This window comes from Deferrisoma sp., from assembly GCF_054681715.1.
On sequence record NZ_BAAHFQ010000117.1, the window covers coordinates 1 to 9,229 of the forward strand.

10 protein-coding genes are annotated in these 9,229 nt (G+C 72.2%); 3 read left to right on the top strand and 7 right to left on the bottom strand.

Going from position 1 to position 9,229, the window contains the following annotated elements; translation table 11 throughout:
* A partial coding sequence (locus ACY0I8_RS13660; protein WP_461395195.1) for an acyl-CoA thioesterase occupies positions 1–346 on the top strand: 346 nt, incomplete at its 5' end.
* A gap of 70 nt (positions 347–416) precedes the next feature.
* Here ACY0I8_RS13660 and ACY0I8_RS13665 read toward each other — a convergent pair.
* The 4 genes from ACY0I8_RS13665 to trkA all read right to left on the bottom strand — a co-directional run bounded on the left by ACY0I8_RS13665 (position 417) and on the right by trkA (position 4,240).
* A complete protein-coding gene (locus ACY0I8_RS13665; RefSeq protein ID WP_461395196.1) occupies positions 417–731 on the bottom strand; it encodes a MoaD/ThiS family protein in 315 nt (104 codons plus the stop codon).
* A 16-nt stretch (positions 732–747) separates the two neighbouring features.
* On the bottom strand, positions 748–1,266 hold the full coding sequence (locus tag ACY0I8_RS13670; RefSeq protein WP_459943211.1) for a CvpA family protein: 519 nt from the start codon (positions 1,264–1,266) through the stop codon (positions 748–750).
* 182 nt (positions 1,267–1,448) lie between these two features.
* The gene (locus ACY0I8_RS13675; protein ID WP_461395197.1) at positions 1,449–2,894 is read right to left on the bottom strand and encodes a TrkH family potassium uptake protein; all 1,446 of its coding nucleotides are present in this window, start codon (positions 2,892–2,894) and stop codon (positions 1,449–1,451) included.
* Entirely contained in the window at positions 2,891–4,240 is a 1,350-nt protein-coding gene (gene trkA / locus ACY0I8_RS13680) for a Trk system potassium transporter TrkA (protein ID WP_461395198.1), read from the bottom strand. Before trkA ends, ACY0I8_RS13675 begins: the two co-directional genes overlap by 4 nt.
* 395 nt (positions 4,241–4,635) lie before the next feature.
* Here trkA and ACY0I8_RS13685 point away from each other — a divergent pair, with 395 nt between their 5' ends.
* Complete coding sequence (locus tag ACY0I8_RS13685; RefSeq protein WP_461395199.1) at positions 4,636–5,487, top strand: CheR family methyltransferase; 852 nt, start codon at positions 4,636–4,638, stop codon at positions 5,485–5,487.
* A complete protein-coding gene (locus ACY0I8_RS13690; protein WP_461395200.1) occupies positions 5,484–5,864 on the top strand; it encodes a PilZ domain-containing protein in 381 nt (126 codons plus the stop codon). Before ACY0I8_RS13685 ends, ACY0I8_RS13690 begins: the two co-directional genes overlap by 4 nt.
* 131 nt (positions 5,865–5,995) lie before the next feature.
* Here the strand turns inward: ACY0I8_RS13690 and serA are convergent, their stop codons facing one another.
* From serA to ACY0I8_RS13705, 3 genes are read right to left on the bottom strand one after another with little or no spacing between them, the layout of a single operon-like run.
* A complete protein-coding gene (gene serA / locus ACY0I8_RS13695) occupies positions 5,996–7,591 on the bottom strand; it encodes a phosphoglycerate dehydrogenase (RefSeq protein WP_461395201.1) in 1,596 nt (531 codons plus the stop codon).
* A 13-nt stretch (positions 7,592–7,604) separates the two neighbouring features.
* Positions 7,605–8,672: an RluA family pseudouridine synthase gene (locus ACY0I8_RS13700; protein ID WP_461395202.1), complete on the bottom strand. Its 1,068-nt coding sequence runs from the start codon at positions 8,670–8,672 to the stop codon at positions 7,605–7,607.
* Positions 8,669–9,055 (bottom strand): hypothetical protein, encoded by a 387-nt coding sequence (locus tag ACY0I8_RS13705; RefSeq protein ID WP_461395203.1) that lies wholly within the window; start codon positions 9,053–9,055, stop codon positions 8,669–8,671. Before ACY0I8_RS13705 ends, ACY0I8_RS13700 begins: the two co-directional genes overlap by 4 nt.
* Positions 9,056–9,229 lie beyond the last annotated feature (174 nt).

Here is a 9,229-nt window from a genome sequence, read left to right on the forward strand (position 1 = left end):
CAACGCCCGGTACCTGGAGTTCCTCGAGGAGGCCCGGTGGAGCTGGGTGGAGGAGCGGGGCGACCTGGCCGGATTCATGAAGGGTGGGTACGGGTTCTCGGTGGTGAACATCAACATCAGCTACCGCCGGCCGGCGTTCCTGGGCGAGGTGCTGGAGGTGCGCTCGTCGCTCAAGAGCCTGGGGAACCGCTCTGGCGTGATCCGGCAGGAGGTCTGGCTCGCGGGCTCCGACACCCTGGTGGCGGACGCGGACGTGACCTTCGTGGTGGTGTCGGCCAAGACCGGCCGCGCCGTGCCCCTCGAGGGCGAGGTGCGAGAACTCCTGGGCGGACTGGGGGAAGGCTAGAAAGCTGGGAAGCTGGGAGGCTGGGAAGCCCCCCTGAACCTGGCCGTTGAATCCGCCCCGAGCGGCGAGCCTATTCCACGCGTCGTTTCCCCGCCGCGTAGATGCCCAGGGTGTAGCGGTGGGGACCCGGGGTTCCCTGGGGGACGAACGCCACCCGGTCGCCGGGGCGCACGGGGTGGGAGAGGTCGTGGGTGCGGTGGTTCACGATCACGGCCTCGATCCGGTCGAGGGGGAGCCCCAGGCGCCGGGCAAGTTCGGCCGCCGCCACTCCCTCGGCCGGCACCTCCACGTCCGCCTCGCTCGGGAGCCCCTGCTCCCGCCGCACGGTGTGGAGGAGCCCCAGAAACAGAACTCGCGCCGTGCCGGCGTTCCCCTCGCTCGTCATGCTCGCCTCCCCTCGATCAGAGATTCCGCGCCAGGTCCCGGAGGGCGTCCCGGCCCTCCCGGACGGGGGTTCGGTACGCCCGGGGCAGGAGGTCGAGCACGGCGTCGGCCGCCCGGAGGGCGTAGGGCATGGTTTTCGACTCACGCACCAGCGGGGCGCGCGGCGGAAGCACCGCCCCCAGGAAGTAAGCCACGGTGGCCGCCACGATGGCGGCCTTGAGGAGCCCCAGGCCCGCGCCCACGGTGCGGTCCACCCAACCCAGGCACGCGGCCCCCAGGAGCCGGGAGATCCCCACCCCCACGAGGAACGCCGCGGCGATGCAGCCGATCAGGATCCCGGCAAACGCCACGAGTTCCCGGGTGGCCGGCCCGAACCACGGGATGTGCGCCGCCACCACCGCGTGGTACCGCAACGCCGCCCCGGCCCCGGCCACCACCCCCACGAGCCCGGCGATCTGGCGCACCGCCCCCTTCCAGATCCCCGCCAGGAGCAAGATCCCGGCCAAAACGGCCACGAACAGGTCAAAGGGGTTCATGCAGGAATCTCCTATGGGTTCGCTGGCGGAGAAACAACGGCCCCGCGAGGCCTCCGGGCGGCAGAGCCAAGTCCCCCAAGCGGGGACGTCAACGGAAACCGACCCGGCTGTCGCCCCGGGAGCCGGTCTCACCGCCGGGGTCCCGCCGGTCACCCCCCTTACGGCCCAGGCAGGGGTTCATCCTACTTCCTCCACGCCCCCGGGAAAAAGAGCACGAACACGGTGAAGAGTTCGAGCCGGCCGGCCAGCATGCAGAAGGTGAGCACGGCCTTGCCGGTCTGGGGAAGGTGGGCGTAGTTGTCCACCGGGCCCACGTCGCCCAGGCCCGGGCCGATGTTCCCCACGCAGGCGATGACCGAGGCCACCGCGGTTACGGGCTCCACCCCCAGGGCCGCCATGGCGAGCGCCCCGCCGCCCGTGACCAGGAGGTAGAGGGCGAAGAACCCGAGCACGCCCTGGAGCACCTCGGGCGGCACCGGCCGGCCATCCATCTTGACGAGCCGCACCCCCCGGGGGTGGATGAGCGCCCAGAGCTGGGCCCAGGCGTGTTTCAAGATGAGCACCACCCGGCTCACCTTCATGCCGCCCCCCGTGCTGCCGGCGCAGCCTCCGATGAACATGAGGAGCACGAGGAGCACCTGCCCCACCACGGGCCAGGCCTCGTAGTCGGCCGTGCCGAACCCGGTGGTGGTCAGGATCGACACGGCCTGAAAGGCGCTGTACCGGAGGTTCTGAAGGAGGTCGGGGTAGGGGCCGGCGGCGTTGGCGATCATCAGGATGCCCACCGCCCCCAGGGTGAGGAGGCCGTAGGCCCGAAGTTCCTCGTTCCGCAGGACCCGGCGCCAGCCCCCGGTCAGGGCCGCGTGGTGGAGCGCGAAGTTCACCCCGGCGAGGAACATGAACACCGTGATCACGGCGTCCACGTAGGCGCTCCCGAACCCGGCCACGCTGGCGTTTCGGGTGCTGAACCCGCCCGTGGCCATGGTGGCGAAGGCGTGGCAAACCGCCTCGAACCAGTCGAGGCCCCCCAGCATGAGGAGCAGGGTCTCGGCCGCGGTGAACAGCACGTACACGCCCCAAAGGAGCTTGGCCGTATCCTGGATGCGCGGCCGCAGCCGGTCGGCCGTGGGGCCGGGCACCTCGGCCCGGAACATCTGCATGCCGCCCACCCCCAGCATGGGCAGGATGGCGAGCCCCAGAACGATGATGCCCATGCCTCCCAGCCAGTGGGTGGTGGCCCGCCAGAGGAGGAGGCTCCGGGGCAGGGCCTCGATGTCGGTGAGCACCGTGGCCCCGGTGGTCGTGAACCCCGAGAGGGACTCGAACACCGCGTCCACCAGGGTGGGAAGCGCCCCGGTGAGCCGGTAGGGGAGCGCCCCCACGACCCCGAAGAAGAACCACCCCAGGGTGACCACGGCGAATCCCTCCCGGTGGGTGAGGTCCGGGGACCCCCGGCGGCCGAGGGCCAGAAGGGAGGCGCCGCCCCCCAGTCCCGCGGCGATCGCCCCGAAGAAGCCGGCCTGGGCCCCGTCGCCGTCGGCGAGCGAGAGGGCCAGGGGCACCAACAGCATGGCGGAGAGGGCCAGGCCCAGCCCGCCCAGGACGCGCGCGAGGGCGAAGAGGTTCATTGGGCACCGAAAAAGTCTTCCACCGCCACCACCGCCTCGGGCAGGGCGAACACCACGATCCGGTCGCCCGGCTGGAGTGCGGTCTCGCCGGTGGGGATGAAGGCCTCGTCGCCCCGCACCACCGCTCCCACCAGGGCACCCCGGGGAAACGGCACCTCCCGGAGCGGCCGGTGGGCCCAGGGGAACCCCTCGGGGATCCGGAGTTCCAGCACCTCGGCCTGGTTTTCCTCCACCGTGGCCACGCTCAACACCCCGCCGCGGCGCACGTACTTCAAAATGGCGCTCGCCGTGGAGAGCCGGGGGCTGATGCAGGCGTCGATCCCCAGGCTCGGCACCAGGCCCACGTAGGCGGGCTGGTCCACCAGGCACAGGGCCCGGCGGGCCCCGTGGCGCTTGGCCAGGAGCGAGGCGAGGATGTTCTTTTCCTCGTTGGGCGTGGTGGCCACCACCACATCGGCCTTTCCGATGCCCTCCGAGAGGAGCACGTCCACCTCGGTGATGTCGGCCTGGAGAATCGTGGCCCGCCGGGCCCGGGCCGCGAGGTCCTCGCACCGGGCCCGGTCGGGCTCCACCAGGGTCACCTCGGCCCGCTCCCGATCGAAATGCTCGGCCACCCGCTGGCCCACGGCGCCGCCCCCAAACACGAAGATCCGGCGGGTCTGACGTTTCTCCAGGCCGAACATGTACCGCACCGCGCCCAGATCCTCCCGGCGCATCACCAGGAACACGTGGTCGTCGGGCTCCACCGTGTCGTCGCCCCGGGGGATCAGGGTGCGGCCGTGGCGGGTGATGGCCGCCACGACGAAGGGGTACATGGCGCGCAGCTCCCCGATCTCGGCCAGGGTGAGGCCGGCCACCGGGCTCGAGGCCGTGATGGGGTACCCCACGAACAGGATCCGGCCGTCGGCGAACTCGGCCACCTCCACCGCGGCCGCGTGGCTCGCGATGTTGATAAGATCCTGGGCCACGGCCTCCATGGGGTTGATGAGGAGTTCGATCCCGAGTTTCTCGGCGTTGAGCACGGCGCCCCGCCCCGTGTAGGCCACCGACCGCACCCGGGCGATCTTGACCGGGACCCCGTACTCCTTGGCCAGGAGGCAGGCCACCAGGTTCACCTCGTCCACGTCGGTCACGGCGATGAAGAGCCCGCACTCCCCGATGCCGGCCTCCTCGAGCACCCGGGCCTCGGCCCCGTTGCCCTCGAGGGCGAGCACGTTCAGGCGCTCCTCCACCGACCGCAGGGCCGCCCGGTTCTGCTCCACCACCACGACCTCGTGGCCCTCCCGGGCCAGCCGGTCGGCCGTGTGGAACCCCACCTCGCCGGCCCCCACCACGATCACCCGCACGCGAATCCTCCTCCGAAGAGCTGGGACGCTGGGATGCTAGGAAGCTGGAACGCTGGGACGCTGGGATGCCGGGAAGCCAAAATCTTCGGTGATTCCAGCGTCGGCGCTTGTCCCGGCCCGTGGGAGCGGATTCCGAACCGCGACAATTTTTCCGGCGGGCCTTCGGCCCGGATCGCGCCTGGGGAGGCGCTCCTACAAGCGGCACCCGGGCTCGCCGGTCAGCCCCCACGCGCTGCTAGGCCCTGCGGGCCCCCCCACGCCCCACCAGATCATGCCCGAGCGCCGCCGTTCGGGGCAACTTGGGGTCAACGATCGGGCCGAAACGGCCGATAGGGAAGACGCCGGTCCCCCGGTCGGGGGAGAGCCGGCGGATACCCGTTTGCCGAGGACGACCCGTGGCCGAACCCCAGCCCATCCCACCGCTCCGGCCGGGCGCGTACCGGGCCATCGCCGAGCTCGTGTACCGGCACACCGGCATCCGGCTCGGGCCGGGAAAGGAGTACTTCGCCCGGGCGCGGTTCGGGGGGCTGCTGCGGGACCTCGGGTGCGCGGATTGGGACGAGTTCGTGCCGGCCGTGACCCAGAGGGGCCGCCGCGTGGTGGAAGCCCTCATTCAGGCCGTGGTCACCCCGGAGACCTCGTTCTTCCGCGACCGGGCCCCCTTCGAGGCCCTGCGCAACGCGATCGTCCCGGCATTCGCCCAGGGAAAGCCCCTTCCCTTTCGGCTGCGGGTCTGGAGCGCCGGGTGCAGCCACGGCCAGGAGCCCTACAGCGTGGTCATGTGCCTGTGGGACCTCCTGGAGACCGGCCGGATCGTGCTCGACCTCCTGGCCACCGACCTGAGCCCCCGGGCCCTGGAGCGGGCCCGCAGGGCCGAGTACGACGACTGGGAGCTCGCCCGCGGGCTCGACGCGGCCGCCCGGGCGCGGTACTTTGACCCCCTGCCCGACGGCCGGGCCCGGGTGAAAGAAAACGTGCGCCGAAGGGTGCGGTTCCGGCGCCACAACCTGGTCGCCGAACCGCCCCCCGACACGGGGTTCCACGTGGTGCTGTGCCGCAACGTCGGGATTTACTTCGGCCGGGAGACGAAGGCCAAGCTCTACCGGTGCCTGGCCTCGGCCCTTGCGCCCGGCGGGGTGCTCATTCTAGGAGGCGCCGAGACGCTCCTCTCGGGGCTCGAGGGGTTCCGGCCGGAGTACCACGGCCGCGCGCTGGTGTACCGAAAAACCGTGGAGGACGGGCCATGAGGAAACCGCCGTCCACGAGGCCCCCGGCCGACCGCCGGGCCCATCCCCGCAGCCCGCTCCCGGTGCGGGAGGCCCGGTGCATCGCCGGCATGGAGGTCTTCTTTGGCTACGCCACCAATGTGAGCCGCGGCGGGCTGTTCATCAACTCGCCCCGCACCCGCCGGCCGGGCGAGGAGGTGGAGATCCGGTTCGAACTGCCGGGGGTCGAGGGGGTGTTCTCCTGCCGGGCCCGGGTGGTGTGGGCCCGGCCCTACCGCCACGGCTCCCCCCACCCCCCGGGCTTCGGCCTCCAGTTCCTTGACCTGCCGGAGGAGGACGCCCGGCGGATTGACGAGTGGGTCCGGGCCCAGGAGGCCGATTCGCCCTCCCCTTCTTGAAGAGTTGCACCACGGAGGGCGCGGAGGCCACGGAGAAGGATGGGGCCCCCCTCGTGCCAAGCCCCGCCCAGCCCTGACCGGGGCGCCTCCTCGCCGCCCGGCCGCCTCGCTGCCAAGCCGCCTAGCCCCCCTTACAGCCCCAGCGCCCGCACCTCCAGGATCTCGGGCAGTTCCCGCAGGGCCCCGAGCACCTCGGGCCGGGCCGGCCCGTCGATGTTCACCAGGCTGATGGCCGTTCCGCCCGGCGCCTCCCGGCCGTTGTACATGCCCGCGATGTTGACCCCCCGCTCCCCGAGGCAGGTGCCGATCCGTCCGATCACCCCCGGCACGTCGCGGTTGTAGATGAGGATCAGGGTGCCCTGGGGGAGCGCGTCGATGCGATAGGCGTCGAACCGCACGATCCGGGGCTCGTGCTTGCCGAAGAGCGTCCCCTCCACCCGGTGTGTGCCCCCGGGCCCGGCCGCCTCGATCGCCACCAGGTCGGTGAAGTCCCCCGCGTCGGCGGAAACCTGGGTCGAGACCCGGATGCCCCGTTCCTTGGCCACGGCCGGGGCGTTCACCAGGTTCACCCGGCTTTCCAGCACCGGTCGCAGGAGCCCCTCCAGGGCCGCCGCCGCGATGAGGTCCACCCCGGGGCCCGAAGCGGCCTGCCCCTGGACCGACACCACCACCCGGTCCACGGCGCCCGGGGCCGCCTGGGCCAGAAACGATCCCAACCGCCGGGCAAGGTCCAGGTGGGGCCCCAGCCTCGCCAGGGTCTCGGCGGGCACGCTGGGCGCGTTGAGCGCGTTGGGCGCAACCCCCGTGCGCAGGAACGAGATCACGTTCTCGGCCACCTCCACCGCCACGCTCTCCTGGGCCTCGACGGTCGAGGCCCCGAGATGGGGGGTGACCACCACCTCGTCCCGGGCGTAGAGGGGCTTCGGGGGCGGCGGCTCGGTTTCGAACACGTCCAAGGCGGCCCCGGCCACCTTGCCCTCGGCGATGGCCCGGTCGAGGGCGTCCTCGTCCACGATGCCGCCCCGGGCGCAGTTCACCACGATCACGCCGGGTTTGACCTTGGCGAAGGCCTCGTCGCCCAGGAGCCCCCGGGTCTCGGGGGTCAGGGGGGTGTGCACCGTGATCGCGTCGGCCTCGGCCAGGAGCCGGTCCAGGTCCACCTTCTCCACCCCGAGCTGGGCGGCACGCTCCTCGGTGAGGTAAGGGTCGTAGGCGATGACCCGCATCCGGATGCCCCGGGCGAGCTCGGCCACGACCGAGCCGATCCGGCCCACCCCCACGATGCCCAGGGTCTTGCCCCGGAGCTCCCGGCCCAGGAACCGCTTCTTCTCCCATTTGCCGGCCTTCAAGGCGGCGCAGGCCTGGGGCACCTTGCGGGCCGTGCTCATGAGCAGGGTGAGCGCGTGCTCGGCCGTCGTGACCACGTTGCCGCTCGGGGCGTTGACCACCGCGATCCCAAGCCGCGTGGCCGCCTCCACGTCGACGTTGTCCACCCCGATGCCGGCCCGCCCGACCACCTTGAGATCGGTGCCGGCCTCGAGCACTTCCCGCGTCACCTTGACGTTCGACCGAACGACCACGGCGTGGAACCCCGGAACCCGCCGGGCCAGTTCGGCCGGATCGTTGATGTTCTCCACGTGCACGGCGAAGCCGGGCTCCCGGGCGAACCGGTCGAGGGCGGCTTGGCCGAGGGAGCAGGTCACCAGAACGCGATACGTGTCGGGCATGTGGGCCTCCTCGTCACGAAGGGGTCGTCGTCAACTCGGGCCTCGTCGCCGCCCCGGGTTCCCACACCGGGCTCCCGAACGCCCGCAGCGCGGCCGAAAGGTCCTCGGGTAGCGGGTCCTCCACCTCCAGCATGCCGCCCCCGGCTGGGTGCCGGAGCCGCACCCGAAAGGCGTGCAGGAACATCCGGCCGAGCCCCGCGATCCGGGCCATGTCCTCGTTGAACCCCGGGTCCCCGTACCGACGGTCCAGGGCCAGGGGGTGGCCCACGGCCCGCAGGTGCCGCCGGATCTGGTGGGTGCGGCCGGTCACGAGATCGATCTCCAAAAGCGCCACCGGAAACGGGTAGAGGTACCGGGCCCGGGTGCGGTACCGGGTCACGGCCTCCTGGAGCACCGGCCGGCGGCGGGGGTGCCCCTCGGGCCGGCGGGCCCGGTCGCGGGAGTCGGGGTGGCGAGGCAGGGGGATCCGGATCTCCCCCTCGGGGGGCTCGGGCCAGCCGGCCACGAGGGCCAGGTAGGCCTTGGCCACCCCGCCCCGCTGCAGCGCCCGGCCCAGGCGGCGCTGGGCGGTTCGGGTTTTGGCCACGAGCACGATCCCCGAGGTCTCCAGGTCCAGGCGGTTTGCGAGCGCGGGCTGGAAGGGGGCCTCCGGGGTAATCCCGAGGTAGGCCCGGATCCGTTCGATCAGGGTGTCGCCGGCGTGCCCCAGGGCGGGGTGGCTCGCACACCCCGGCGGCTTCGAGACCACCAGGAGGTGGGGGTCTTCTCGGACGATGCGAAACGGCCCGGCCGGGGTGTCGACGGCCTCGTGCTCCCGTTCGGCCGGGAACACCGTGGGCCTCGCCGGCCGAAAGAGCACCACCGACACGACGTCGCCCTCCCCCGCCCGGTCGAGCGCGTCGCAGGGGCGATCGTTCACCCGGATCTCCCCGGACCGGCATTTGCGGAACACCTCCCGGGGTTCCACCTGGGGGAACGCCTCGCGCACGGCGTCGAACACCGTGCGCCCGGCCCAGGCCCGGCCGATCCGCACGTGGCGCACCACCCGCTCGAGCTCGAGGTCGTCTCCTTCCCCCCTCAACTCGGACGGGCCTCCCCGGTCGGTTCCCCCCAAAAGAGATCCTGGGCCCGGATCACCCGGCGCTCCAGGAGGGCGTCGAGCACCAGGGCCGCCCCGCACGGTTCCCCCGCGTCCTCCTTCGTCGGCCGGCGGAAGGGGCAGCGGTAGGGATAGAGCTCGCAGTGGATGCACGCGCTCCGAAGGATCACGGCGTCGTGGTTCCCGCTCCACCGCACCCGGGCCCCTCGCAGCCGCTCCACGGCGTCCACGGCGAGTCCCCCGCGCGCCACCTGATGGCGCAGCAGGGCAAACCCGGCACACTTCTGGCGCTCCTCCCAGGGTTTGAACAGGCGGCAGTACTCGGCGCACACCACCCGTTCCAGGCGCTCTTCCGTCGTTCTCATGGGATCCTCGTCCGGTTGCCTGCTGCGATGGAACCGGGGAGCTCCATGTCCCCGGCCGAAATGCACCGGCCCTGCTCCACCCCCAGGCTTCCCCCCAGGGGCGAGGGTCGGTGCGGGAACGGCGGGGCCCAAACCTCCCGTACACGGGAAACCGGGCCACGGACCTGGCGTCGC